Genomic DNA, 25479 nt, shown 5'->3' on the forward strand with positions numbered 1-25479 from the left:
TGGTGGGAACACACCCTAACCGGTGATTTCCGCCCTCAGGTGGGTGCGGCCAGAGCGGGATTCGCGCTTCTGTCGTAACTCTTTGCTATTCTGCAGTTCCCATGCGCAGCTATCGTTATCTGGACACCCTGACTATCGGATTTATTGTTGTCCTGCTGGTTTCAAACCTGGTGGGGCCCAAAATCTGCCAGATAGGACCGCTCAAGGTCAGCGGGGCCCAGCTTCTCTTTCCTATTACCTATATCTGTGGCGACATCTTTACGGAGGTTTACGGGTATGCGGCTTCGCGGCGGGCGATCTGGCTCGGCTTCTTCGCCATGGCCCTGCTCTCCGGGATGGGAGCGCTGGCGGTTGCTCTGCCGGCTGCACCGGGATGGAAGGATCAGCAGGCCTTTGCGACCGTCTTCCGGCTGGTGCCGCGGTTTGCGGTCGCCAGCCTTGTCGCCTACTGGGCGGGAGAGTTTACCAATTCCTACACGCTGGCTAAGATGAAGTTGTTCACCAGGGGCCGCTGGCTGTGGACGCGAACGATCGGCTCAACGATTACCGGACAGGCCGTGGATACAGCGACGGTGATCGTGATCGCCTTCTGGGGAATTTCGTGGCGCACGATCGGCATCCTGATCCTGTCCTCTTATTTCACCAAGGTGGTCTATGAGGTACTGGCGACGCCGCTGACTTACCTGGTGGTGAACCAGCTGAAGAGGGTGGAAAAAGTCGATGCGTTCGATCAAGCCACTGACTTCAATCCATTTGCGGTTCTGAGCCGCTCGTCGACGGAACTTTAACTTTTGTAACTTCGTATGATTTTGTTTGAAGCGTTTATGAACCCAAAGCATCTTTAAGACTGTCGATTCAGCACGGCCTGTGGGACTGGACTGCCCGAGGAAAGCGGCAGCCGGGACCTCCACTCCGTGGCAACATCTGAGCGTGGCGTTTGCAAGCGCGACCCTCTCCCCGACTGCACCTATTCTTTATCCGATATTAGAGGCCTAACGAAGTGAAACACCTGCCACGAGTCGCAGCTTCCCTTTTGCCGATGGCTGTGCCATTCCTATTGTTCACCGCAGGGTGCAACCGCAACGCAAACCAAGCCGCTGCAGCCCCTGCGATGCGCGCCATGCCCGTGCAGACGGTCACAGTGGCTGCCACGCCGGTCCCGCAGAGTGATGATTATGTAGCCACGATTCGCTCGCGGCGCTCGGCGACCATTAACCCGCAGGTTGCCGGCAATATCACCCAGATCCTTACGCACTCCGGCGAGCACGTTCGCGCGGGCCAACTGCTCATGGTTATCGACCCGACCAAGCAGGAGGCGACGGTGCAGTCGCAGGAAGCGACGGAGAAGCAGAAGCTCGCCGTCTACGAATACAACAAGGGCCAGTTCCAGCGCCAGAGCGCGCTGTTTAAGGCCGGCATCATCAGCAAGGATGCTTTTGACCAGGCCCAGCAGTCCTTCCAGAACTCGAAGGCCGACTACGATTCGTCGGTCGCGCTGACCGCGACCCAGCAACGGGAGCTGGCCTACTACAAGATCACGGCGCCGTTCGATGGCGTGGTGGGCGACGTGCCGGTGCACCTGGGCGACTATGCCTCGACGAGCACGATGCTGACGACGCTCGATGAAGACCGGGATTTCGAGGCATATATTTATATTCCGACGGAGCGCGCTTCGGAGATCAGGGCAGGGCTGGCCGTCGATATTCTGAACAACAGCGGCAAGCTGATCGAACACTCGACGATCTACTTCGTTTCGCCGCAGGTGGACAATCAGCTGCAGGGGATCCTTGCGAAGGCTAAACTCCACTCGCCTCCCAGCGTGATTCGCACCGACCAGCTTGTAAAGGCACGGGTGATCTGGACGACCAAGCCGATGCCGACCGTGCCGGTGCTTGCGGTTACTCGGCTTGGCGGGCAAGCCTTTGTCTACGTAGCTGCCCAGCATGGCTCCGACTATGTTGCCCACCAGAAAGAAGTGCAGCTCGGGGACACTGTCGGCAACAACTATGCTGTACTCGGCGGCCTGGCGAATGGCGAGAAGGTCATCGTCTCAGGCACTCAATTCCTGGCAGAAGGCGCGCCAGTGCAACCGCTCGGCTGAAAGGACGTAACGCTTGTTTGTTGATTTCTTCATCCGGCGTCCGGTCTTTGCGACGGTATGCGCGCTGCTGATCATCCTCGCGGGGGCGGTTGTGATTCCGACCCTGCCCATCTCTCTCTACCCGCAGCTCGCGCCGCCGCAGGTCACGGTCACGAGCAACTATGTCGGCGCAAATGCGCAGGTCGTCGAATCCGCTGTCACCATTCCGCTCGAAGAGCAGATCAACGGTGTGCCGGGGATGCGCTACATCACCTCGACAAGCGCCAGTGACGGCACCTCGGCGATCACCACGACCTTCGACACGGGCTATGACCTGGACATCGCAGCGGTCGACGTGCAGAACCGTGTCTCGACTGCTACGGGGCAGCTGCCGGCCGAGGTGAACTCGACAGGCATCACGGTGAATAAAGCGAACTCGAACTTCGTGTTCGCCGCCGGCATTTACTCCGAGAACGGCCAGTACAGCAATCTCTTCCTGAGCAACTACATCGACGTCTACGTGAAGGATGCGTTGAAGCGCATCAAGGGCGTTGGCGATGTACAGATCTTCGGCGAGCGCAAGTATGCAATGCGGGTGTGGCTCGATCCGGTCAAGCTGGCCGCCCGGCAGCTGACCGCAACCGATGTTTTGAGCGCGCTGCAGGAGCAGAACGTGGAAGTAGCAGCCGGCCAGCTGGGCCAGCCGCCTGCCGACCCGGATCAACATTTTCAGATTTCAGTGAACGCTGTCGGACGACTAAGCACACCGCAGCAGTTCGACAACATCATCGTCAAGAACACGGCCAATGGAATTGTCCAGATCAAGGACGTGGGCCATGCCGAACTTGGCGCAGAGACCTATGCCAGCAGCCTGAAGTACAACGGCATTCCGGCCATTGGCTTCGGCGTGCAGCAGTTGAGCAACGCCAATGCGCTTGAAGTGGACCGTGCAGGCAAAGCTGCGCTGGCGGAGCTGGCGAAGTCCTTCCCGCCGGGGATGAAGTATGTGGTTGCCTTCGACACCACCACCATTGTCGGGCAGTCGATCCATGAAGTTGTGATCACGCTGGCTGAGGCCATCGTGATCGTCATCGTGGTCATCTTCCTCTTCCTGCAAGACTGGCGGGCGACCATCATTCCGGCGGTCACGATTCCCGTCTCGCTGGTGGGAACATTTGCTTTCATCAAGCTCTTCGGCTTCTCGATCAATTCACTGACGCTGTTCGGCATCACTCTCGCAACCGGACTGGTTGTCGATGATGCGATCGTCGTCATTGAAAATGTGCAGCGACATATCACGGAAGGCGATCCCGATCCTCACCATGCGACCTCGATAGCAATGTCGGAGGTGACGAGCGCTGTGATCGCGACTTCACTGGTGCTGATCTCGGTCTTCATCCCGGTGTCGTTCTTCCCGGGCACAACGGGCATCCTCTACAAGCAGTTTTCGCTGACGATCGCCTTTGCAATCGCCATCTCGGCCTTCAATGCGCTGACGCTCTCACCCGCGCTGGCAGCGCTGCTGCTTCGCCGTGAGCGCGAGCATCATGGACTGCTCCACGCTATCGATCGCTTCATCCGGTGGATGGGCTCGACGTATGCGCGGGCGATCCATGTTGTGTTGAAGCTGCGCTACCTGATGCTGCTCATCTTCTTTGGCGGCCTCGCTGCCACGGTCTACATGTATCAGCATGTGCCGACAGCCTTCGTGCCGCAGGAGGATCAGGGCTTCCTGATCGTGCAGGTGCAGGCACCACAGGGAGCATCGCTCTCGTACACAACGCACATCCAGGACGAAGCCGAGGCTGTGCTGGCGCAGAACAAGGACGTGCAGGGAGCCTTTGCTATCGGAGGCTTCAGCTTCGCCGGAAACGCGCCGAACTATGGGCTGATCTTCGTGAACCTGGCCCCATTCGATCAACGCAAGGGCAAAGGGCACTCCGCGGCTGACATCGTCACGGCGCTGCGCATGCAGATGCTGAGGATACCCGGCGCGCTGGTGATCCCGTTTGAGCCGCCGGCTATCAACGGTATCGGCAGCTTCGGCGGATTCCAGTTTGAGCTGCAGGACCTTGGCCGCAATACGCTGCAGGATCTTGATCGCGTGGCTCATACCATCGTGGCCAAGGGCGCACAGCGCAAGGACCTGACCGGGCTCTTCACCAGCTTCACGTCGAACGATCCGCAGGTGCTGGTCAATATCGATCGTGAGAAGGCGAAGTCGATGGGCGTGCCCTTCCAGCAGATCAGCGATGCGCTGCAGGTTTACATGGGCTCGGAGTACGTCAACAACTTCGACTTCAACAATCGCTCGTATCGCGTTTATGTGCAGGCGGACAAGCAATTTCGCCGCACGGCCGCAGACCTGCGACAGTTCTACGTGCGCTCGTCCAACAACGTGATGATCCCGCTCGACAACCTGGTGACGATCGAGCAGACATCGGCTCCGCAGGTCATCAGCCACTACAATCTCTTCCGCTCGGCGGAGATCGACGGCTCTGCTGCGCCGGGGCTTAGCTCAAGCCAGGGACTTACGGCGATGGAGCAAGTGGCCAAGCAGAACATGATGCCCGGAATGACCTACAGCTGGACCGGTCTTGCGCTTGAGGAGATCGAATCGAGCGGCAAGGCGATCATCATCTTCGGCCTCGGCATCCTGGTCGTTTACCTCACGCTGTCGGCGCAGTATGAGAGCTTCGCGCTGCCGTTCATCATCCTGCTGGCGGTTCCGATGGCGGTGCTCGGCGCGCTGCTCGCGGTTTCGTGGCGCGGACTGCCCGACGATATCTACTGTCAGATCGGGCTGGTGATGCTCATCGGGCTCTCGGCGAAGAATTCGATTCTTATCGTCGAGTTCGCCGAGCAGCTGCGCCATGCGGGCAAGAGCATTGCCGAGGCCGCAATCGAGGCCGCGGAGTTGCGCCTGCGTCCCATCCTGATGACCTCAGTAGCCTTCATTCTCGGAGTGCTGCCGCTGGTCTTCGCTACGGGTGCAGGCAAGCTGGGACGCCACTCTGTCGGAACGACGATTGTCGGCGGCATGGTGCTCTCGACCGTGCTGAACCTGTTCTTCATTCCGGTGCTGTATGTTGTGCTGCAATCGATGCTGGCCGGGATCGGACGCAAGACACACCACAATACCCCGCTTCACTCAGCTGCCGACTAATCGTCAAAGGCAACGCCCACGTCTCGAACTGAGACGTGGGCGTTGCAACTATCTGGAACCCCACTGCTGATCGACAACCCGCAGCCACTCCTTTGCCATGAGTCCGTGGCCCGCGTAGGTCGGATGAATCCCGTCCCAACTCCAGTGGTCGGCGGGAGCCCGGCTGCACGCAGCGTCGAAAAGCTTCTGATAGTGAATAACCGGCAGATGGTATCTGGCTCCCAGCCGGTCGACGGTCTCCTGCCGCTTTTTCAGCTCGACCATATCAGCCGCGTAGTTCGCCTTGAACCTGCCGACCGACAACATGAAGGGCTCGCCGAGGACGATTTTTGTTGCAGGAAGCGCAGCTACGGTCTCGGCCAGCAGCTTGTCATAGGCCGCTTCGTAATCGGCTGCGGTCTCCCTGGTGGGCGCGGCCGAGGGAAGGTCATTGATGCCGACCAGGATGCTGAGCAGGGCGGGATGGAGCGCGAGCGTATCCCGCTGCCAGCGGGCGGTCAGCTGCGGAACTCCTTCGCCGCTGATGCCCCGGTTGATGAAGGTGAGGTTGCGCTCCGGAGACTCGGATCCTATCTCCGCTGCGAGGATGTAGGCATAATCCTGCCCCATGATGTGGTTGTAATCGCTGCCGGTACGCTGGCGGCCGCCATCAGTGATGGAGTCGCCCTGAAACACGATCACGTCCTTCGCGTGGAGGAACGGCAGCGGCTCCTGCGCGATGGCCAATGCGGGAAGAAAGAAAAGTGCGGCGACAGAGCAAATGCGTCGAGACATAGAACCCGTTTTATCCCTGGCAAGCGATAGGCGACAAGTTACAAAATCCCGCGAGAAATTACCACGAGAGGCGCAGCAAGGAGACGGCCTGCCGCGGCAGATTGAGAGGCAAGGTGACCACACCGTCCTTCGCGTCTACCCACACGGGCGACGTGAGCAGCTGCAGCTGGCCTGCGGCCTTAAGCTGCGCCACTTGCGCAGCTGTCGGAGCTTGCGGCGAGCCCATCGCCTTCCATACCGTGTAGGCGTTGCTGTGATCGTCATCGATGCGGAAATGCTGGACGAGCACCCGCTTCACTCCGGCTGGAATGCTTTTGACGGCGACGCTGACCTCCGCGCCCTGCGCCGGCACATCTTCATCGTGATAGTTCCAGAGCATCACCGCAGCCTGCCGCTCGCCGCGGGTCGCCAGCGCATCGATATCCGGCGACTGGCGAACGCCGTTCGCTACGATGTCCTCGACGGGAAAGCCTGCCGTGCTGGTGACCTTTACCCGTTCGCCAGCCATGAGACCGGCCATGCGGAAGACATTCAACACGGGCTTGTCGATGCCGTTGGTCGCGAGCGAGCGGAAACCTTCAAAGTACTGCCGTCCTTCAAATTCAAACGACCAGCTGAGCATGGCCAGCAGGTTGACCTGATACTTGTCTGCAAGAGCAAAGAGGCCATTCATCGCCATCGCCGTATAGCTCGCGTAGAGGGGGCCGTTGCGGTAATTGTTCTCAGGGTGCTCGCGGGCCGAACAGGCGGCGCAGCCCTCAGGGTCTGCCTCGCTAAGAATGATCGGCAGCTTCGCGAAAGCCTTATGGCGGCTGACGATTCTGAAGCCGGCCTCAGCATCGGCCAGTTCATGATCGAGCCCCATGCGCACGTGGCCGTCGATCACCTTCGGGGCGCCCTTCACGTGAAACGAAATGAAGTCGAGCGGCTGGTGCTGGCGGGCGCAGTGGTCGAGAAACTGGGTGAGGAAGTCGGCGGCATGCGGGCTGTGGGGGCCGGTGGTCGCAGGGCCTCCGACAATGGCGCCCGGCAGCGCCGCGCGCACTCCAGCCACGGCGTTGTCATAGAGACGGTCATAGTCGGCCGCGGTACCGTGCCAGTAGCCGATGTCGGGCTCGTTCCAAACCTCGAAGTACCACTGGCTGACTGTCTTTGCGCCGTAGCGCGCGACCATGTGAGCGGTGAACTGGCGCACCAACTCCCGCCAGCGGGCGTAGTCCCTGGGTGGATAAGCCCATCCACCCTTGAAGATGTCAGCCGGATATTGGACGTGATAGGGGTCAGGATGCGTGGAAAGCGCCTCGGGCATGAATCCCAACTCGACCATGGGCCGGACGCCGGTCGCGGCGAAAGTATCGAAGATGCCGTCGAGGATGGTCCAGGAGTAGACGGGCTTGCCCTGCGCGTCTTCCGTGTAAATGTTGGTCGAACTCCACTTAAGCTGCGGTGCGCCGTCACCGGTTGTGAACAGATTGTGCGCGCGGATATGGACCGGCACAGGGCTGAGATCATGCAACTCGCGCAGCAGCTGTTGGCCGTGCGGCGCGGTGGTGTAGTTGGCCTCATCGTAGCCGAACCAGCTGTAGATGGGCGTGTAGCGGCCCTGCGGACGGGCCAGATCCACCTGGATGGAAGTCTGCTGCGCGACGGCTGCCGAGCTGGCGGCAAGCAGGAGTAGAGCAAGTAAACGCATTCCGGGCACCCCGCCTCATTGAATCACAGAATTGCGGGCTGAGTGTTGCGCGGCTCTACCCCTGCACGATCATGACGCGCGAGAGTTGCGCTACAGCTTGGCCATCACTTCGTCGCCGCGGATTTCGACAGGGTAAACCTGGACGCAGGTCTGCGCATGATGGGAGGCGCAGCCGGTCTTTACGTTGAACGCCCACGCGTGCCAGGGACACATGACCATGCCGTCTTCGATCGTTCCCTGCCCCAGCGGGCCGCCGCGGTGAGGACATTCGTTATCCAGCGCGCTGATCACACCCTTGATATTCGCGATACAAAGTACCTTGCCAGCTGCGGCAATCTCCGCAACATGGCCAACCGGGGGCAGATCAGCCTTACTGCAAATACGAACAAAATCAGACATGCAAGTTGCTCTCCTGAGGATAGCGATTCATCGTCTCCAGTATGTCATCAGGCTGTCGTGCTACGCTCATTCCCAGAGTGGATAACGAAGTTCAACCTGCCCAATTCTGGTGTCCGCGCTGCGCCCGCGAGGTTCATGACCCGCTGGTGTGCGGAGACTGCTCGGCGGTGATCTGCCGCGTCTGCGGCACACCGCTCGAATCTCCCGACGAACTGGCCTTCGGCTGATGAAGCGACACGACCACGCAAAGGCGCGGGCCGCAGGATGGCAGGATCCGTTGCTACCGCAGCAGCCGCTGGTCACGGTGCGCTGGCTGCTGGGCGCGCTGGCAGGGACGATCCTGCTGGCCGCCGTATGCGGATATGCGGTGCTCTGCCTGCTCTTCTACCAAGGCTCGTGGCAGCTGATCTACCAACCCTCGCACACGATCACGACGACTCCCGCGACAGCCGGGATTGCCTTCAACAGCATTCGCTTCGACGCAACCGAGACCGGCGAGCTGCTGCTGGCAGGATGGTGGACGTCGGCAGTGAATGCGCCGCTTACGGTGGTGCTGCTGCATGACGGGCAGGGTTCAATCTCGGCGGTGAGCGGCCGCGTCGAGGAGCTGCACAGGGCGGGAGTGAATGTGCTGGCCTTCGACTACCGGGGCTTTGGCCAGAGCGCCCCGCTGCACCCCTCGGAGCGCAGCATGAACGAAGATGCGGACGCAGCCTGGACCTACCTGGTGCAGACGCGGCATGTGCCCGCCAAGACAATCCTCTTCTACGGGGTTGGGACGGGCGCGGCCATTGCTGCCGAAGCTGCGGCGAGGCACAGCAGCGCCGCCGGTATGGTGCTCGACCAGCCGGGGCTGCCGGCCCTGGAGCTGATTGCGAGAGACTCCCGCAGCAAGCTGCTGCCCGTCAGGCTGCTGACCACGGACCGGCTGGAACCGGCTGCAGCGCTCGCGCAGAGCGGACTGCCAAAGCTATTTCTCAGCGCCGCACCTGCCGGTTCCCGGCTGGAGGCGCGGGCCAGACAGCTGTTTGCCGCGGCCGCGCCTCCAAAGGAATTCGCGGCCAGCGCACAACCGGACGACGCGATACGGAAGTTTTTTGCTACTCTCGCTGCAACCCACTCTGAACGGAGATAGAAATGTTTTCCTGGCTCGACCGTTTGCGCCCTTTTGCCGTATTGCTGACCCGGCTGACCCTCGGAGCGATCATGATTATCCACGGGGCTCACAAAATCTTCCCGCACGGAGCGCTCTATAGCTTCACTGGCATGGTGGGTCATATGGGACTTCCCTCCTGGCTGGGGTACGTGGCGGCCTTCACGGAGTTCTTCGGCGGCTGCCTGCTGGTGCTCGGGTTCCTGGTGCCCCTGGCGGCCGCTGGCCTGGCGCTCGATATGGCGGTCGCGATCCTGAAGGTTCACCTCCGGCACGGGTTGACCGGCCCCCAGGGTTTCGAGTTTCCGCTGACGATTTTCGCCTTGTGCGTGCTGCTGCTGGCGTCGGGCTCGGGCCTGCTGGCGGTGGATGATGCCGTCTTTGGCCGGGGATGAAGGCGCTGTTTACCGTCTGGATGCCTTCACCTTTAACTTAATGAAAATCTGTTAAGCGTATGTAAATAAGAGAGATGCCTTGGGACAGTCGGAATGCGCCAGATGGCGCGCTCCGCTGGCCGGAGAAGCTGCCACGCGGCAGTTGTGGAGCAGGCCGCAGGCATCGCTACAATAAGGATCATGGAACCACTGGTCATCGCAGGACGGGCATTTCAGTCGCGGCTGATTGTCGGCACGGGCAAGTATAAGGACGGCGCGGAGACGCAGAGCGCCATTGAGGCCTCGGGCGCGGAGATGGTGACGGTCGCCGTGCGGCGCGTGAACCTTGACCGATCGAAGGAGTCGCTGCTCGACTTCATCGATCCTCAGCGCTACTTTCTGCTGCCGAATACGGCAGGATGCTATACCGCTGACGAAGCGATTCGCGCAGCGAGATTGGGCCGCGAGGTCGGCATCTCCGACTGGGTGAAGATCGAGGTGATCGGCGATCAGGCCACGCTTTACCCCGACGTGCAGGCGACGCTCGAAGCGACACGGGTGCTGGTGAAGGAAGGCTTCACGGTGCTGCCCTACACCTCCGATGACATTGTCTTTGCGCGCAGGCTGATCGATGCGGGCGCCGCTGCGGTGATGCCCCTGGCTGCGCCCATTGGCAGCGGACTCGGCATTCAGAACACGGCCACGCTGCGCATCCTGCGCGAACGTATTACCGAGGTGCCGCTGATCGTCGATGCAGGCGTAGGCACGGCCTCGGATGCGGCGCTGGCGATGGAGCTGGGTGCGGACGCAGTGCTGATGAATACGGCTATCGCCGCCGCCGCGAACCCCGTGCTGATGGCCGAGGCGATGCAGCACGCAGTGCTGGCGGGACGACAGGCCTATGTTGCGGGCCGTATGCCGCGCAAACTCTACGCAACGGCCAGTTCTCCGCTCGAAGGCATCTCAAAGTAAGTCCCAGGGAGGGTGCTTGGCCAAACTCGCACTGCTGCTCCTGCTCGGTTCCTGCGCAGGTCTGTTTGGCGCGCAGGCCCGAGCGCAGGAACCATTTCCCGGCGAACCGGCGCAGCTGCCTCCGCAGCAACAGCAGCAACTGCCGCCGCAGGAACAGCAGCCTGCTGAGGCACCGCAGGCTGCACCTCAGCCGTTGCCCGATCCGGGCACGACGATCCGGGTCAACACAAATATCGTGCTGGTGCCGACGCTGGTAGAGAAGCCGTCGGGCGAGGTCATCTATGGATTGAATTCCAAAGATTTCACACTGGACGATAACGGTGTGCAGCAGAACATTCATGTAGATGACGATCTCGATTCGCAGCCGGTTTCGATTGTGGTTGCAGTGCAGCGCGGACGTTCGGCTGCACTCGAGTTCGACAAGATTGCGAAGCTGGGAACGCTGCTGCAACTCTTTCTGGGCGACGGCCACGGCAAGGCGGCACTCGTGGTCTTCGACTCGCACGCTACTTATCTTGAAGGCTTCACCAGCGATACGGAGACGATCACACGCGATCTACAGCGCCTGCAGCCGGGCGATGGTGGCGCTGCGATCCTGGACGCGGTGGGCACGTCGGTCGATATTCTCGAACAGCGGCCGCCCGACCAGCGGCGCATCCTGCTGCTCATCAGTGAGTCGCGCGACCACGGCAGCCATAAAGTGACGGCGAAGCAGCTTGTGCAGCGCATCGGAACGAGTAACACGCTGGTCATCGGCCTGACGTATTCTCCTTCCAAGGCGACGCTGCTCGATGACCTGCGCGGAAGCGCGCATGGCGATCCGGTGGGCAACACGGGCGATCTGCTCGCGCCGCTGATGATGGCTATAGCAGCTGTCCATAAAAATGTGTCGAAAGAGCTGGCCGTGATGAGCGGAGGCGAATATGCCTCTTTCACGAGAGAAAAGGGATTTGAAGACCGGATTGCGGAAGTAGCCAGCCATGCGCGGAATCGTTATATCCTCAGCTTTCATCCAAAGGATCTGACGCCGGGGCTGCACCAGATCAGCGTCAAGCTCAACCAGGACTACGGCGCGCGGGTGGTTGCCCGCACCAGCTACTGGGCTGTGAATGACGCCGCTGCTCCCCAGCCGCAGTAAAAAACAGGAGAAGATCAGAGAATGTCAGAAATAGTGAAGCTGAAAGCAAAAGATGGCCACGAACTGGATGCCTATGTTGCACGGCCGGCAGGAGAGCCGATCGGCGGTCTGGTGGTGGTGCAGGAAATCTTCGGGGTAAATCACCATATCCGCTCGGTAGCCGATGGGTTTGCGAAGGACGGCTTCCTCGCTGTGGCCCCGGCGATGTTTGACCGCTTTCAGCGCGATGTGGAACTCGGCTACTCCGGCGAGGACTGGCAGATCGCGATGGGCTATGCGCAGAAGATCAATATCGACGATGCAGTGCTCGATGTGAGTGCGGCGCTCGACTACGTCAAAAAGGAAACGGGCACGAAGAGCGGCGTGGTCGGCTACTGCTTCGGCGGATCGATGGCGTGGCTGGCGGCTGCGCGGCTCGATCCCGATGTGGCGGTTGGCTACTATGGCGGCTATATCCCCAAGTTCAATTATGAAAATCCGCGCGTGCCCGTGATGCTGCACTTTGGCGCGAAGGATGAGCACATCCCGCTGGAGGGCATCGAGCAGGTGAAGGCTGCGCACCCGGAGGTTGAGGTGTATCTCTACGACGCAGGCCACGGCTTCAACTGCGACGAGCGCGCCAGCTACAACGCGGAGGCATCAAAGATTGCACGCGAGCGCACGGTGACTTTCCTGAAGCAGCATATGAAATAAGAACCACGGGCTTCTTTTCGCGTCGTTCACCCGCGCAGCCGCATCTGTATTGCTGAAGCAAAAGATCAGATTCAGATTACCGATGCGGCGCGCTTCTCTTCTCTGCGCCGCGATCAAGGAGAGCGCAGAGGAATGGCAGCTGCAACCGCCAGCCCCACACTTGCAGTTCAGGATCAGTGGCGGCCGGCAACGAATCCATGGCTCATCGCTGCAGTCGTCGCTCTGGCGGCGTTCATGGAGGTGCTCGACACCTCCATTGCCAACGTGGCGCTGCCGCACATCGCCGGATCACTAGGCGCGAGCGAAGACCAGAGCACATGGGTGCTGACGGCCTATCTCGTTGCGAACGCCATCGTGCTTCCAATGGGCGGATGGGCCGCGAGTGTGATCGGGCGCAAGCGCTTCTTCATGCTCTGCATCATCATCTTCACAGTCAGTTCCTTTCTGTGCGGCATTGCGAATACTCTTCCGCTACTGCTTCTCTTTCGCGTCTTCCAGGGGGCTGGCGGCGGCGGTCTGCAGCCAATGGCGCAGGCCATCATGGCCGACTCCTTTGAGCCTTCCAAGAGAGGACTCGCCTTCTCGCTATACGGCTTAGTGGCCGTGCTCGCGCCTTCCATCGGGCCTACGCTGGGCGGGTGGATCACCGACAACTACAGCTGGAACTGGATCTTCTACATCAACATCCCTGTCGGTATTCTTGCGCTGATCCTCACGGATCGGCTGGTCGAAGATCCACCGTGGAACAAGGCCGACAAGAGCAACTTCTTCCGCATCGACTATATCGGGCTCGCGCTGCTGACCATCTCCATGGGCACGCTGCAGGTGATGCTCGACAAGGGCGAAGAGAAGGACTGGTTCGGTTCAGGCTTCATCCGCACCTTTGGCATCATCTTCGTCGCAACCTTCGTGGCGCTCATCATTCACGAGTGGTATGCGAAGAGTCCGCTGATGGACCTGAAACTCTTCAAGTCGCGCAACTTTGCGGTGTGCTGCTTCCTGATGCTGCTGACCGGCGGACTGCTGAACGCTACGACCGTGTTGCAGCCGCAGTTCCTGCAGACGAACCTGGGCTACACGGCAACCATTGCGGGGCTGTCACTCTCAGGAGGCGGCATCGCGCTGGTGATCGTGATGCCATTCGCAGGACAGGCAGTGAGCAGATTTCCTGCGCGGAACCTGATCGCTTTCGGCTTTTTCTGCTTTGCGCTCGCCTACTACCTGACGGCGACCAAGCTTAGCCTGCTGCTCAGCTTTTCAACTGCCTCCTGGCTGCGCGTGATCCAGATGGTCGCGATTCCGTTTGTCTTCATCTCCGTGACGACGGCTGCTTATTTTGGCCTGCCGCGCGAGAAGAGCAACCAGATCTCAGGCCTGATCAACTTTGTCCGCAACATCGGCGGAAGCATCCTGATCTCACTCACCAGTGCTGAAGTGACCGAGCGCGGGCAGTTCCATCAGAACCAGCTGCTGAAACACCTGTCCATGAGCAATCCGAATCTGCAGAACGAGCTCGCGGCACTCAAGGGCGTTTTTGGAGGCTCGGCGGGAGGCGCCAATGCGAGCCAGCTTGCGCATGGCTCGATCTATAACCAGCTGCAGCAGCAGTCGCAGGCGCTGGCTTATGTCGATGTCTTTTACCTTCTCTGCGCCGCATCCGTGCTGATGATTCCGATGGCGTTTCTGCTGAAGAAGAACAAGCCCGGCGAAGGCAGCGGAGAAATTGCGGTGCACTAGAGAAAACCGGGGTCTGCATCCAATCAGATTGATATTCGCTGCATGACAGACGCTGCCGACAACACAGAAGAGAGCCTGACGCGCGACTACTCGCACGCATGGCGGGCGCTGCGTCACGGAAACTTCCGCCTGTTTTTCGGGGGCCAGAGCATCTCGCTCATCGGTACCTGGATGACGCGAATCGCCACCTCGTGGCTGGTCTACCGGCTGACGAAATCTTCGCTGCTGCTGGGCACGGTCAGCTTCGCCGGGCAGATTCCCACCTTTCTGCTGGCTCCGTTTGCGGGAGTGCTGGTCGATCGCATGAACCGGCGGACGGTGCTGGTGTGGACGCAGGTGCTGGCCATGATTCAGTCGCTCGCGCTGGCCGCGCTTACACTGACGCACCACGTCACGATTCACGAAATCGTCTGGCTGAGTGTCTTCCAGGGAATCGTCAACTCCTTTGACATGCCGGGCAGACAGGCCTTTATGGTGCAGATGGTCGAAGACCGCGCCGACCTGTCGAATGCCATCGCGATTAACTCGTCGATGGTGAATATGGCGAGGCTCATCGGGCCGTCGCTCGCCGGGCTGGTCATCGCGGCGACTAACGAAGGCTACTGCTTCCTGATCGACGGCATCAGCTATATCGCGGTCATCGCTTCCCTGCTGATGATGCGCCTGCCGGCGCTGAAGGCAAAGCGCGCAGTCACCTCCATGCTGGAACAGCTGAAAGAAGGCTGGACCTATGTTGCAGGCTTTGCGCCGATCCGCACGATCCTGCTGCTCTTTGCACTGGTCAGCCTGATGGGCATGCCGTTCGTGGTGCTGATGCCAGTCTTCGCCGCGCAGGTGCTGCACGGGGGAGCGCACACGCTGGGCTTCCTGATGGGAGCGATGGGCGTAGGATCGCTCATCTCCGGGCTGTCTCTGGTCCTGCGCAAATCCGTTCGCGGACTGACCCGGATGATTCCAATCGCAGCAGCCGTGTTCGGCGCCGGGCTGGTGGCCTTCGGGTTTTCACGCACGCTCTGGCTGTCGCTGGTGCTGATGCTCATCACGGGATTTGGCATGATGCAGGGGCTCACTTCCAGCAACACGATCATCCAGACGCTGGTCAGCGAAGATAAGCGCGGCCGGGTGATGAGCTACTACACAGTGGCCTTTGTAGGAATGGCGCCCTTCGGCAGCCTGATGGCCGGCGCGCTCGCGCACTCCATCGGCGCACCCATGACGGTGATGATAAGCGGTGTGGCGGTCATCGCCGGAGCAGCCTGGTTCTGGACCAGGCTGCCGATGATGCGGCGAGAGATGAGGCCGATCTACATCGAACTCGGCATCATCCCCCCTGACGTCGAAGCCCTGCTGGAAGACGCCGGAGGCAATTAGCCGCGTCGTTATTTCGGCTCGCCATCCTTGAGCTGCGCCAGGGCTCGGGCCAAGGTGAGCTTGTAGCGCGCGGCGCGCTGGTTGCTGGTATCGGTGCCGCGGTTCTGCATCAGTTTCTTTTGAAGCTCAGCATCGGGCTTGTCTGCGCCGTCGACGAGCTTCTGCACCATTGCTACCGCTTGCGCGTAAACCTGCGGGAAGCGCGCAATCTGCGCCTGCGCCGCCTCAGGGTGATAGCTCAGCCTGTCGCCAGTCTGCCACGCGTCGATCAGCGGATCAGGCGACCAGGTGAAGGGCCACAGCGAGTTGAGTGAGTCATAGGCGGCGTGCAGCCGCGTGGTCGCTCCTGCGAATCCGTCCAGCTGCGCACGCGAAGCCAGCGAGCCGCTTGCGCGAGTTACGAGGATCGTGGTGCGCTGCATGACCGACCGGCGAGGAACGCTGATCACTGTGGTGAGCGTGTTTCCCTGGTAGCTCCATGCACTGCGCGGAAGAATTGTGCCGTTCACGGTTACAGATTGCGGCGGCCAGTCTCCAGGAAGCCGCAGCTCGTAGCCGCGCTCCATCAACATGCCGGGATAATGTCCGCGGACCGGCTCCACTTCAACGGTCAGCGCATCGCCCGACTGCTTCGCATCAAGCCTGGTCCAGGCGCAGATGCCGCGCTTGTAGGCCTCAGACTTGCTGCCATCCTCATAAAGCGTGTAGCTGGAACTTTGTCCGTCTGCAAGCGGGAAAACATTGACGATGAGCGGATCAACAGGCTTCTCGCCGGTGTAGCGCATCTTGGGCTGCATCGGGAGGATCGCTCCTGCGCGGACGTACACAGGAATCTGATCGATGGAAAATTTACGCTCGATGGTCATAGGACCGGTGAAGTGCTTCCCGCTCGGCCACTCGATCCACTCGCCCTTCGGCAGCCAGACACTCTCAGCGGTGAGCTGGGTTGCCGTGTCCATGGGAGTCACGACCGGCGCAACAATGAGCTGGTCGCCGAAGGTGTACTCGTCTTTGCTGGTGTATGCCTCGCTCGCCTCGGGCCAGTCGTAGTAGAGCGGCCGCAGAAACGCAACGCCTGTATCGTAAGTCCGCCGGGCCTCGGTGTAGACATACGGCTCAAGCGCATAACGAAGGTGGAAGGTGTTGCGCATGATGCTCGAAAACGGCTCAGGATACGCCCAGATGCGACGCTCAGAGTCAGGATTCTTGGTCGTGTGAGTGCGCAGGATAGGGCTGAAGGCGCCGAACTGAATCCATCGAGTGTAGAGCTCAGGATCGACAGCACCGGGCATGTGGCCGCCGATATCGTGGCTCCAGTAGGCGTAGCCGACATTTGCCGCAGTCGCAGTGAACCATGGCTGATAAGCCAGTGACGGCCATACGGAGATGGTGTCGCCGGAGAATCCGATCTGGTAGCGATGATTGCCCAGGCCGCCCCAGCGATGGAAGAGCATGGGCCGCTTGCCCTCGCGCTCCTGGTCGGTGAAGTGAACATAGTTCAGCCACCATGTTGGATTGACGCCCGGGGTGCTGGTGTTCGCCTCCTGCTGCCAGTCGAGCCACCAGAAATCTATGCCCTGCTTCTCCAGCGGATGATGCAGGATATCCATGTAGTTCTGCGCAAACTTTTTATTGGTGATATCGAACGGGACATATTTGCCGCTGGCGGGATCAAGGCCCATCGCGCGCGCCATCGCCGGATAGGGCTTCTCCCAGGGCTGCACACCTGACGCCGGATGCAGGTTGAGAGTAGCCTTCAGCCCCTCCTGATGGATGTGCTTGAGAAAGGCATCAGGATCGGGAAAGAGCAGCGGGTTCCAGGTGTAGCCGCTCCAGCCGAGGTTTTCACCCGACTGGTCGACCAGGTGCCGCGCCTCCAGTTGCTCGCGGTTGAGGTGCCAGTCCATGTCGATGACGAGCACGTCGAGCGGCACATCATTGTCGTGGAAGCCACGGACAAGGTTGTCCAGCTCCTGATCGCTGTAAGCCCAGTAGCGCGACCACCATGCACCGAAGGCGAAGCGCGGCGGCAGAGGAATGCGGCCCGCGACCTCAACATAGTCGTGCATGGCCTGCTTGTAGTCGTGGCCATAGCCGAAGAAATACCAATCATCCCGCGCGCCAGCCGACCTCAGCTGCACCCACGGCCACGGGCTCTTTTCACCCTGAGAGAAGGTGAAGTTATCCGAATCGAAGAGCGGACGCTTCGAGTCATCCACCAGCGCCCATCCGTTGCGCGAAATAAGCCCCTCACCGATAGGCTCCTTCGTCTTGCCGCCGAGCGCTCCGTCGAGCGTGCGCGTGGTTCCCTGCAGGTTGCCCGTATCCGGATCGCCGGGATGCCACACGACAGGCTTGCCATCCAGGGTGAGCGAGACGCTGAGATTGTCTGCAGTGAACTTGCCGTCGCCGCTGCCGGGAGCGTAAGTGAGCTGAAGCGCTCCGGTATCGATCGTCAGCTTACCTGCCTGAACAGTATGAGTGAACTTTGGCACCGGCATTTTGCGATTGAGGAAGACGAAGGAGGCATGGTCTTCAAACTTGCCGTCTGCCGCCCACTCCATGCGCAGGAGCTGCGGCGTAAGCACGGTGAAGCGGGCGTGGCCGAGAGTGACCACGGCTGCTGGATTAGCGATGGGACTGTAGCTCGCCTCCGGTGGTTGATTGCCTGCCGGCGCAGGGGTGGCCCGGGCCTGAAAAACGTGGAAGCAAAGCAACAGGGCAAGAGACGCAGCAAGGCGAGCGCTATTTTTCATGACAAGCAAGAATAACGCGCAGGGGCAGCCTTTTCCTAGCATGGGAGCAGACCCGCCGCTGAGCTATGTACGATAAAGAAGTATGGACTTTCAGCTAGTAAGCGACTACAAACCGCGCGGCGACCAGCCTCGCGCCATCGAGGAGCTGGTTTCGGGCGCGAACTCGGGCGAAAAGCACCAAGTGCTGCTTGGCGTCACCGGCTCGGGCAAGACCTTCACGATGGCGAAGATCATCGAAGAGCTCAATCGGCCGGCGCTGGTGCTGGCGCATAATAAGACCCTCGCGGCACAGCTCTTCCACGAGTTCAAACAGTTTTTCCCCTCGAATGCGGTCGAGTATTTTGTCTCCTACTACGACTACTACCAGCCGGAAGCTTATATTCCCTCGGGCGATCTCTATATCGAAAAGGAAGCGACGATCAACGAGGAGCTGGACAAGCTGCGCCTCTCAGCGACGCGCTCGCTGTTTGAACGGCGAGACGCGATCATCGTATCCTCCGTCTCCTGCATCTACGGCCTGGGATCGCCGGAAGCCTACTACGGCATGCTGCTGCTGCTCGAAAAGGGACAGCGAATCAGGCGCGAAGACATTACGCGGCGACTGGTAGAGATACTTTACGAACGCAACGATGCCGACTTCCGCCGTGGCACCTTTCGCGTGCGCGGCGATGTGATTGAAGTGTTCCCTACCTATGACGAGAATGCTTTTCGCATCGAGCTCTTCGGTGACGAGATCGATTCCCTCTCGCAGATCGACCCGCTCTTCGGCACGGTCAAGCAAAAATTCGCTCGCCTGCCCATTTATCCCAAGAGCCACTACGTCGTCCAGCCGGAGCGGAAACAGTCGGCGATCAACACTATCCTCGATGAGCTCACCTGGTGGGAAAAGGATCTCGAATCGCAGGGCCGAATGGTTGAAGCACAACGCATTCATCAGCGCACTCGCTTCGATCTCGAAATGATCAAGTCCATGGGCTATTGCCATGGCATTGAAAACTACTCGCGGCACTTTTCCGGACGCCTGCCTGGAGAGCCTCCGCCAACACTGCTCGACTATTTTCCCCGCGACTATCTCGTCTTCATCGATGAGTCGCACGTCACGGTGCCGCAGCTGCACGGCATGTGGCACGGCGACCGCTCACGCAAGCAGAACCTTGTCGATTACGGCTTTCGCCTGCCCTCGGCGATGGACAATCGTCCGCTGAAGTTCGAGGAATTCGACACGCGCACGAACCAGGTCATTTACGTTTCCGCAACGCCGGGTCCGTATGAGCTGACCAAGTCCGCCGGCGTGGTCGTGGAACAGATTATCCGTCCCACTGGGCTGGTCGATCCGGAGATCGAGGTGCGCCCGGTACGCGGACAGATCGATGATCTGCTGGCGGAGATTCGCCTGCGCGTTGCAAAGAACGAGCGCGTGCTGGTGACAACGCTCACCAAGCGTATGGCCGAAGATCTCTCCGGCTACTATACGGAGGTCGGCGTTCGCTGCCGCTACATGCACTCGGAGATTGAAACGCTCGAGCGGGTGAAACTGCTGCGCGATCTGCGGAAGGGTGAGTACGATGTGCTGATCGGCATTAATCTGCTGCGCGAGGGACTCGACCTGCCTGAGGTTTCGCTGGTGGCGATTCTCGATGCTGACAAGGAGGGCTTTCTGCGCTCCTCGGGTTCGCTGATTCAAACCATCGGCCGCGCTGCGCGCCACCTGAACGGCCGCGCCATTCTGTACGGCGACAAGATGACCGACTCAATGAAGCAGGCCATCGGCGAAACGGATCGGCGACGCGCCGTGCAGCGTGCCTATAACGAAGAGCACGGCATTACGCCGGAATCAATCATTCGCCCCACAGATATGTCGCTGGCGCAGATACTCAAGGCCGACTACGCCGACCTCACCGAAGAGACGGCAGACATGCCCGACTTCAAGAGCCAGGCGGAGCTGGACAGCTACATCGCCAACCTGGAAAGCGATATGCGCGAAGCTGCGAAGAAGTTCGAGTTCGAAAAAGCAGCCAAGCTGCGCGATAAGGTCAAGGAGTTGAGGACGAAGGAGTTTCTGTTCAGCTAGAAAAGGGATAGCGGGAAGAAAAGGGCAGCCCGAGGGCTGCCCTTTTTGTAGGTGAGTGATGCGCTTAGAACGTGACCTTGCCGAAGACCTGAAGTACGCGTCCAGAAACTGCGGAACCCTGGAACGAACCATAAGGGCTGGTTGGCGGTCCGGCAATCGATCCGGACAATCCCACGCTTCCAGCAGCTATATCGGCTGCAGGCAGCTGAAAGTTCGGGTGATTGAAGACATCGAATGCATAGGTACCAATCTGCAGGTTTACTCTTTCGGTGTTCAGGAACTTCTTGCTGAGTGCAATATCGGTGTCTGAATAATGCGGGCCAGTGAAGTAGTTACGGCGCACATTACCGAAGGTGTTCTGAGCACTTGAGGAGGCAAAGTCGCTGGAGCTAAAGCACGGATGGTCAAGACCGCGCCACTGACAGTTACGTTGAATATTGGGATTTACTACTTCAGCCAGAATCTGATTATTACCGATCGTGCTGTTCGTGGCCGAAGCTGCAAGGCCCGTATTGAAGACCGAGAAGGGCTGACCGGTGCGCCAGAATGTCTTGCCGGAGAACAGCCAACCGCCGACCAGCGAATTCATCAACTTGCTGTGACCACGGAACGGCATCTCGTACACATAATCCGCGACCAGGTTATGACGGATGTCATAGTCCGAGTTTGCATAGTTCAGAGCAGAAACGCTGAAAGGTGAGAGCTGCGCCGTGCTTGAACCGATATTGTAGTACTCGCCTACGCCACCATTGGAGACGTCATCCATGGCGTGGCTGTACGTATAGGTTACGTCTGCCGACAAACCATGGCGGTCGATGTGCTTATAGGTTACCGATACACCGTTATAGTTGGAGTTCGCCTCGTTCTGATATTTCGTTACTGCATTGAAACGGGGATCTGGAGACGTTGTAGGCAAGCCGCCGAAGCCGGTGGGTGATGAAGCATTCAGCGCTGTATTCTGAATGATTTCGTCATAGCCTTCGTTGCCGGCGTAACCGATGATAACGGCATCGGTATTGGTCAGCTGACGCTGAATCTGCATGCTCCACTCGACATATTTGGGGCTACGCCATTGATGGGGCGCCGTAGCCAAGTTCGGCGGGGAGAATGGCACGCCGATACCGGCAAGCGTGTTGGAGATCTGGGTTGCATTCTGTCCGGTAGAAAAACCTGCACCCAGCAGGGTGTTGGATTGGGCAGCGTAATACGGGGCGCTGGTCGGAGAATTTGCAGGAGCAATGTGGCCGCTCTGAACAGTTGCCGCGTAGAGCTGCGGGAAGTTCTGAATATAGCTGTCGAGGAAAGTAGCTGCCGGCAGATCGGCAAAGAGACCTACACCGCCGCGAACAACCGTCTTGCCATCTCCAGTAATGTCATAGTTAAAGCCGAAGCGGGGCTGTGCAACAACGCTCTCAATCGAAGCGAAGCTGTTGCGCTGACCAGCGGTAACAGACTGGTTATAAGGAGTGTCGTTCGTCACGCCAGTGGCCGGAAAGCTGCCGTTGTAGCTTGCAAAGCAGTTATTGTTGCAAGCAGGATTGCCGGTGCGATCGAAGCGAAGACCCAGTGTTACCTTCAGCCGCTGGTTTGCCTGCCACTCATCTTCGCCGTACACGCCTATGTTGTAAAGAGCGAGATATGCGGTCTTTTGTGAAGCGAATTTCTGCTGATAGATCGAGTTGCTGCCTGAGACCTGACCGTTTGCAAAGTCTGCAAGGCTGAAGAATTCGTAGAGCCCATTCTCGAATTGCTGAGCGTCATAGTCTGAGATATCATCGCGGCGGAAGTTATACCCGAAACGAAAGGTATGGTTCCCCTTGATCCACGAAAGGTCATCCACAAATTGATATTGCGTTACATTGCGACCCTGCGGGAAGTAGTATGGAGCACCGAGTGAACCAAAGGTTGCACCGGTGTTAATGGCACCGTCAGCAAAGTAAAGATAAGTGGGAAAGGTATTCAATGTCTGCTGCAGATTGGCAGGGCCGAAGTAGGCCGTATACCAGTTAGCCGCAAAAATGAACTGATTCGTCAGATGCGAGTTGAACGCGTAGGTATCGTTGAGCTGGCCTTCGTACGAGGGCTGGGTGGATACGGTATTGAAAAGCGGGCTGACAAAGTTGGTATAGGTAGGCTGGGTACCCCGATCCATCTTGTAACGTCCGAAGATGGTCTGCTTGTCACTGATGTGCCAGTCGACGCGACTGGTGAGCAGCCACTCTTTGTTGATGTTAGAGGCGCTGCCCTCGGCTGCGTTTTCGCAGGAGGTATCGACACCAAAGATGCCGCCCGTACCAGTTGGCGTGCCGGCAAGGCCACCGCAACCGAGATTGCCGGTTGAATCCTGCAGCTGGCCATTGCCGGTCGTCACCGGGACGGCATGAGCGGCAGAAGGCGATGAGTTGTAGAGGGCGAAGGCCTGCTTGTAAAGCGGAAGCGAATCGGCAGGAACATTGGCCAGAGCATAGTTCTGAAATGCCTGGCTGGGGAAAATAGCCTGGCCAGAGGCCGGCAGCACATAGTGCAAACCTTCATAGTCGGCGAAAAAGAAGAGCTTGTCCTTGATGATCGGACCGCCTACGTTCGCTGCCCACTCGTTAGAGATCGCGCGCTGACGCGGAGCACCGGCATTGTTGCGGAACCAGTCGTTCGCATTAAGAACATCGCCGTTGTAGTAATAGTTGGCCATGCCATGCAACTGGTTCGATCCAGACTTGGTCGTGTAGTTAATGATCACGCCTGCTGCGCGGCCATACTGCGTACCATAGCCGTTCTGCACAACAGCAGCTTCTGATATTTCGCCCTGTCCAAGCGTGAGATTGCTCGAACCCGAATTGTTCAGGTTGAGGAACGGATCTTGATTGTCAAAGCCGTTCAGCACGTAAAGGTTAGAGGTGCCAGGAAGACCGTCTGCACTGAAATTGCCGTAGGAACCGCCGGCATTCACAACCACACCAGGAGCGGTGTACGCCACGGTGGTAATGTCGCCACCCGGCGCCGGCAGATTCTGAACCTGCTGCTCGGTGAACGTGGTGATCTGCGAGGGGGTCTGTGTATCCGTAAGCGGAATGGTCTGCGCCGAAACGGTCACGGTCTGGCTGGAGCCAGCCGGATTCACTGTAATGTCTGCGTTCGGCGTCTGACCTACCAGCACTACAACCGTGGTCTTGTTCGACTCCAGGCCATTTGCGGTTGCGCTGATCTCATACTTAGAAGGCTTGAGGAGGGACACCGTGTAGCGGCCCGCTTCATTCGTCGTAACTTTTCTCACCGCACCGGTTGCGGTGTCTGTCACCGTAACGTTTGCGGCGGGAACAACTGCGCCTGTCGTATCAATGACGACACCAGTCAATGCGCCGGTCACAGCGGTTTGCCCGTAGGCAGGGGACGCCAGCCATGGCTGCATTGCTACTAAACCCGCCGAAGCGAGAAGGCCGAACCAGAGGCCGGACTTCCGTACGAAACCACCTTGCATTTACACCCTCCGTATGATGCTCAAACGAACCACAAAACCTGCCGAGCAGGTTAACAATCGGTAAATTTACTTGCAATTTTTACGCCAAAAGCGAAATATCCCTCCAATCGTTAATTTGTTCGAATTAAAGGGGTTTAAGCCTACATATAATTCTTATTTACGATAACCCTCCCTCAACCTTCTAAATGTCATAGCGTTGCCTCCCTCCCTGTATATGGAAAACAATAGATTGATGTCACGCAAAGTCTTTCAAGGGTTCGCGTAAGATTGAGTCAGGTGATAGGAAAATGAACACCTTCAAGACCGCCCTGCTTCTTACCGTTCTTACCCTGGCCATGATGGCGATCGGCGACCGGTTTGGCGGCCGCAATGGCGTCATCCTTGCGTTTGCGATTGCCGCCGCGATGAACTTCTTCAGCTACTTCTACTCGGACAAGCTGGCGCTTTCAATGTATCGGGCGCAGCTGGCCACGCGCGAACAGCTGCCCCGCGTGTACCAGGTGGTCGAGCGGATGACACAGAAGATGGGCCTGCCGATGCCAAAGATTTATGTCATCCCGAACGACTCCCCAAACGCATTCGCGACGGGCAGAAATCCGCAGCACGCCTCGGTTGCGGTGACGGAGGGCATCCTTAATTTATTGAACGACGAGGAACTTGAGGGCGTGCTGGCTCACGAGCTGGGTCATGTACGGAATCGCGATATCCTCACCAGCTCGATTGCGGCGACGCTGGCCGGAGCGATCACGCTGATTGCCCGCATGGGCTACTGGGCGTCGATCTTTGGCGGCTATGGTGACAGCCGCGACCGGGAGCGCGGCGGAGGCCTCGGGGGGCTCTTCATGCTGATTCTGGCGCCAATTGCTGCGACCTTGATCCAGCTGGCGATCTCGCGCTCGAGGGAATACGAAGCGGACGCGACGGGCGCGCATATCACGGGCAATCCTTATGCGCTGGCAAGCGCGCTGGAGAAGCTGGATGCATACTCCAAGCGGGTTCCGCTGGTGGCATCCGCCTCCACGGCACACCTTTTCATCATTGCGCCGCTGCTGAGCGGACGCGACTTTGCAAGCCTGTTTTCAACTCATCCTCCGATTCCGGAACGTATTCAGCGCCTGATCGGGCGAAAGAGCATCTATGGTGTGCAGGACGGACAATGAAAATATTCCTACGCGCGTTGATTCTGCTGCTGGTGGTGATCTGGCTCGGCGGGGAGCTGTTTTTCCCGGTTGTGGCAGCCAATGCCTTCGGCTCTCTCGCTGACACGCACGCCGCCGGTACGGTGGTTGGCAAGTGTCTAAACTTCCTGCACTACGAAGGCCTGATCGCCGGCACGCTGATCATCGTGCTGCTGCTGGCCGCGCATCGACTTCAGGCCTATCTGCATCATGTAGCCGCGCCCATTGTGCTGACGGTCGTGATGCTCGGGCTGACGGCTTATTCCCAGTTCTCCATCATTCCGCGGATGGAGACTTTCCGCATCGCTGCCGGAGGCTCAATCGAGGGCGTTCCGGAGGGCAATCCGGCGCGCGTCGGCTTCAACCAGCTACACAACACATCCGTGCACGTGGAAGAGGGCGTGATGGTTGCGGGGCTGGCGCTCGCGGTGCTGCTGGCTCGCGGCTGA

General features: G+C 59.3%; 18 protein-coding genes. 13 read left to right on the forward strand and 5 right to left on the reverse strand.

Annotated features, from left to right (window positions below):
• The first annotated feature begins 101 nt into the window (after positions 1-101).
• From C7378_RS07255 to C7378_RS07265, 3 genes are all read left to right on the forward strand, one after another.
• On the forward strand, positions 102-788 hold the full coding sequence (locus tag C7378_RS07255) for a queuosine precursor transporter (RefSeq protein ID WP_131994039.1): 687 nt from the start codon (positions 102-104) through the stop codon (positions 786-788).
• A 251-nt stretch (positions 789-1039) separates the two neighbouring features.
• Positions 1040-2101 (forward strand): efflux RND transporter periplasmic adaptor subunit, encoded by a 1062-nt coding sequence (locus C7378_RS07260; RefSeq protein WP_243648126.1) that lies wholly within the window; start codon positions 1040-1042, stop codon positions 2099-2101.
• A 13-nt stretch (positions 2102-2114) separates the two neighbouring features.
• Positions 2115-5246, forward strand: coding sequence for an efflux RND transporter permease subunit (locus tag C7378_RS07265; protein ID WP_131994043.1), 3132 nt, complete (start codon positions 2115-2117; stop codon positions 5244-5246).
• Positions 5247-5294: 48 nt separating this feature from the next.
• Here C7378_RS07265 and C7378_RS07270 read toward each other — a convergent pair whose 3' ends face one another.
• The 3 genes from C7378_RS07270 to C7378_RS07280 all read right to left on the reverse strand — a co-directional run bounded on the left by C7378_RS07270 (position 5295) and on the right by C7378_RS07280 (position 8112).
• Positions 5295-6020, reverse strand: coding sequence for an SGNH/GDSL hydrolase family protein (locus tag C7378_RS07270; RefSeq protein ID WP_131994046.1), 726 nt, complete (start codon positions 6018-6020; stop codon positions 5295-5297).
• 58 nt (positions 6021-6078) lie between these two features.
• Positions 6079-7713, reverse strand: a complete 1635-nt coding sequence (locus C7378_RS07275; protein WP_131994049.1) for a GH39 family glycosyl hydrolase — start codon at positions 7711-7713, stop codon at positions 6079-6081.
• 90 nt (positions 7714-7803) lie between these two features.
• The gene (locus C7378_RS07280; RefSeq protein WP_131994052.1) at positions 7804-8112 is read right to left on the reverse strand and encodes a Rieske (2Fe-2S) protein; all 309 of its coding nucleotides are present in this window, start codon (positions 8110-8112) and stop codon (positions 7804-7806) included.
• Between the two features lie 226 nt (positions 8113-8338).
• On the opposite strand from C7378_RS07280, the gene C7378_RS07285 reads away from it, so the two are divergent.
• The 7 genes from C7378_RS07285 (at position 8339) to C7378_RS07315 (ending at position 15550) form a co-directional block, all read left to right on the forward strand.
• Positions 8339-9247, forward strand: coding sequence for an alpha/beta hydrolase (locus C7378_RS07285; protein ID WP_131994055.1), 909 nt, complete (start codon positions 8339-8341; stop codon positions 9245-9247).
• Positions 9248-9249: 2 nt separating this feature from the next.
• A complete protein-coding gene (locus C7378_RS07290) occupies positions 9250-9660 on the forward strand; it encodes a DoxX family protein (RefSeq protein WP_131994058.1) in 411 nt (136 codons plus the stop codon).
• Between the two features lie 180 nt (positions 9661-9840).
• Entirely contained in the window at positions 9841-10611 is a 771-nt protein-coding gene (locus C7378_RS07295; protein ID WP_131994061.1) for a thiazole synthase, read from the forward strand.
• 16 nt (positions 10612-10627) lie between these two features.
• Positions 10628-11749 (forward strand): VWA domain-containing protein, encoded by a 1122-nt coding sequence (locus C7378_RS07300; protein WP_165876698.1) that lies wholly within the window; start codon positions 10628-10630, stop codon positions 11747-11749.
• A 21-nt stretch (positions 11750-11770) separates the two neighbouring features.
• Positions 11771-12442, forward strand: a complete 672-nt coding sequence (locus tag C7378_RS07305) for a dienelactone hydrolase family protein (protein WP_131994067.1) — start codon at positions 11771-11773, stop codon at positions 12440-12442.
• 132 nt (positions 12443-12574) lie between these two features.
• Entirely contained in the window at positions 12575-14179 is a 1605-nt protein-coding gene (locus C7378_RS07310; protein WP_131994070.1) for a DHA2 family efflux MFS transporter permease subunit, read from the forward strand.
• 42 nt (positions 14180-14221) lie between these two features.
• The gene (locus C7378_RS07315) at positions 14222-15550 is read left to right on the forward strand and encodes an MFS transporter (RefSeq protein ID WP_131994073.1); all 1329 of its coding nucleotides are present in this window, start codon (positions 14222-14224) and stop codon (positions 15548-15550) included.
• A gap of 8 nt (positions 15551-15558) precedes the next feature.
• Here the strand turns inward: C7378_RS07315 and C7378_RS07320 are convergent, their stop codons facing one another.
• Positions 15559-18306: a glycoside hydrolase family 31 protein gene (locus tag C7378_RS07320; protein WP_131994076.1), complete on the reverse strand. Its 2748-nt coding sequence runs from the start codon at positions 18304-18306 to the stop codon at positions 15559-15561.
• Between the two features lie 82 nt (positions 18307-18388).
• Between C7378_RS07320 and uvrB the strand changes: the two genes are divergently transcribed.
• Entirely contained in the window at positions 18389-20377 is a 1989-nt protein-coding gene (gene uvrB / locus C7378_RS07325; protein WP_131994079.1) for an excinuclease ABC subunit UvrB, read from the forward strand.
• Between the two features lie 64 nt (positions 20378-20441).
• Here the strand turns inward: uvrB and C7378_RS07330 are convergent, their stop codons facing one another.
• On the reverse strand, positions 20442-23852 hold the full coding sequence (locus C7378_RS07330; protein ID WP_131994082.1) for a TonB-dependent receptor: 3411 nt from the start codon (positions 23850-23852) through the stop codon (positions 20442-20444).
• Between the two features lie 287 nt (positions 23853-24139).
• Here C7378_RS07330 and C7378_RS07335 point away from each other — a divergent pair, with 287 nt between their 5' ends.
• Together C7378_RS07335 and C7378_RS07340 are read left to right on the forward strand one after the other, a co-directional pair.
• A complete protein-coding gene (locus tag C7378_RS07335) occupies positions 24140-25012 on the forward strand; it encodes a zinc metalloprotease HtpX (RefSeq protein WP_131994085.1) in 873 nt (290 codons plus the stop codon).
• On the forward strand, positions 25009-25479 hold the full coding sequence (locus C7378_RS07340; RefSeq protein WP_131994088.1) for a DUF4149 domain-containing protein: 471 nt from the start codon (positions 25009-25011) through the stop codon (positions 25477-25479). Before C7378_RS07335 ends, C7378_RS07340 begins: the two co-directional genes overlap by 4 nt.

This window comes from Acidipila rosea (assembly GCF_004339725.1).
Taxonomy (GTDB): domain Bacteria; phylum Acidobacteriota; class Terriglobia; order Terriglobales; family Acidobacteriaceae; genus Acidipila; species Acidipila rosea.

Excerpts from the sequence above, each read along its gene's own strand:
- C7378_RS07290 (WP_131994058.1), top strand. The coding sequence starts at position 9,250 with ATGTTTTCCTGGCTCGACCGTTTGCGCCCTTTTGCCGTATTGCTGACC.
- C7378_RS07285 (WP_131994055.1), top strand. The coding sequence starts at position 8,339 with ATGAAGCGACACGACCACGCAAAGGCGCGGGCCGCAGGATGGCAGGAT.
- uvrB (WP_131994079.1), top strand. The coding sequence starts at position 18,389 with ATGGACTTTCAGCTAGTAAGCGACTACAAACCGCGCGGCGACCAGCCT.
- C7378_RS07330 (WP_131994082.1), bottom strand. The coding sequence starts at position 23,852 with ATGCAAGGTGGTTTCGTACGGAAGTCCGGCCTCTGGTTCGGCCTTCTC.
- C7378_RS07320 (WP_131994076.1), bottom strand. The coding sequence starts at position 18,306 with ATGAAAAATAGCGCTCGCCTTGCTGCGTCTCTTGCCCTGTTGCTTTGC.
- C7378_RS07310 (WP_131994070.1), top strand. The coding sequence starts at position 12,575 with ATGGCAGCTGCAACCGCCAGCCCCACACTTGCAGTTCAGGATCAGTGG.
- C7378_RS07315 (WP_131994073.1), top strand. The coding sequence starts at position 14,222 with ATGACAGACGCTGCCGACAACACAGAAGAGAGCCTGACGCGCGACTAC.
- C7378_RS07280 (WP_131994052.1), bottom strand. The coding sequence starts at position 8,112 with ATGTCTGATTTTGTTCGTATTTGCAGTAAGGCTGATCTGCCCCCGGTT.
- C7378_RS07340 (WP_131994088.1), top strand. The coding sequence starts at position 25,009 with ATGAAAATATTCCTACGCGCGTTGATTCTGCTGCTGGTGGTGATCTGG.
- C7378_RS07305 (WP_131994067.1), top strand. The coding sequence starts at position 11,771 with ATGTCAGAAATAGTGAAGCTGAAAGCAAAAGATGGCCACGAACTGGAT.
- C7378_RS07255 (WP_131994039.1), top strand. The coding sequence starts at position 102 with ATGCGCAGCTATCGTTATCTGGACACCCTGACTATCGGATTTATTGTT.
- C7378_RS07275 (WP_131994049.1), bottom strand. The coding sequence starts at position 7,713 with ATGCGTTTACTTGCTCTACTCCTGCTTGCCGCCAGCTCGGCAGCCGTC.
- C7378_RS07295 (WP_131994061.1), top strand. The coding sequence starts at position 9,841 with ATGGAACCACTGGTCATCGCAGGACGGGCATTTCAGTCGCGGCTGATT.
- C7378_RS07260 (WP_243648126.1), top strand. The coding sequence starts at position 1,040 with ATGGCTGTGCCATTCCTATTGTTCACCGCAGGGTGCAACCGCAACGCA.
- C7378_RS07335 (WP_131994085.1), top strand. The coding sequence starts at position 24,140 with ATGAACACCTTCAAGACCGCCCTGCTTCTTACCGTTCTTACCCTGGCC.
- C7378_RS07270 (WP_131994046.1), bottom strand. The coding sequence starts at position 6,020 with ATGTCTCGACGCATTTGCTCTGTCGCCGCACTTTTCTTTCTTCCCGCA.